Below are 785 nucleotides of genomic sequence, written 5' to 3' on the forward strand. Positions count from 1 at the left end.
GCCAAGGGAGATCAGGGAGACAAAGGAGACAAAGGAGATACCGGTGCTCAGGGTCCGATAGGACTTAATGGCGCAACTGGTGCTGATGGAGCCAAAGGCGATAAAGGTGATACTGGTGCGACCGGAGCCAAGGGCGACCAGGGAGACAAAGGTGACAAAGGTGATACTGGAGCTAAAGGAGACACTGGTGCAACCGGAGCTACTGGTGCAACGGGTGAACAAGGAATACAAGGTGTAACTGGCGCCAAAGGTGATCAAGGCGACAAGGGTGACAAAGGAGAAAAAGGTGAAACCGGAGCAACTGGTGCTACTGGAGCTACTGGAGAAAAAGGAGACACTGGTGCGACCGGAGCCAAAGGGGACAAAGGAGATACCGGTGCTCAGGGTCCGATAGGACTTACTGGCGCAACTGGTGCTGACGGAGCCAAAGGTGCAAAAGGTGATACCGGTGCAACGGGTGAACAAGGAATCCAAGGGGTAACTGGAGAAAAAGGCGACACTGGTGCTAAGGGAGACAAAGGAGATACCGGTGCAACTGGAGCCACTGGCGACAAAGGTGAAACTGGTGCTCAGGGTATACAAGGTGTAACTGGAGCCACTGGCGACAAAGGTGAAACTGGTGCTCAGGGTCCAATAGGACTTACTGGAGCGAAAGGCGACCAGGGCGATAAAGGTGACAAAGGTGAAACGGGAGCTACTGGTGCTACTGGTGTAACCGGTGAGAAAGGTGATACTGGAGCAACGGGAGTTCAGGGTCCAATAGGATTAACTGGTGCTGACGGAGC

At 53.9% G+C, this 785-nt stretch carries 1 pseudogene; it reads left to right on the forward strand.

Features of this window, described 5'->3' with window-relative positions:
- Window positions 1-785 (forward strand): annotated as a pseudogene (locus tag MWU84_RS24010) (exosporium protein); the annotation flags it as partial.

This window comes from Arenibacter sp. F20364 (assembly GCF_023015905.1).
GTDB lineage: Bacteria > Bacteroidota > Bacteroidia > Flavobacteriales > Flavobacteriaceae > Arenibacter.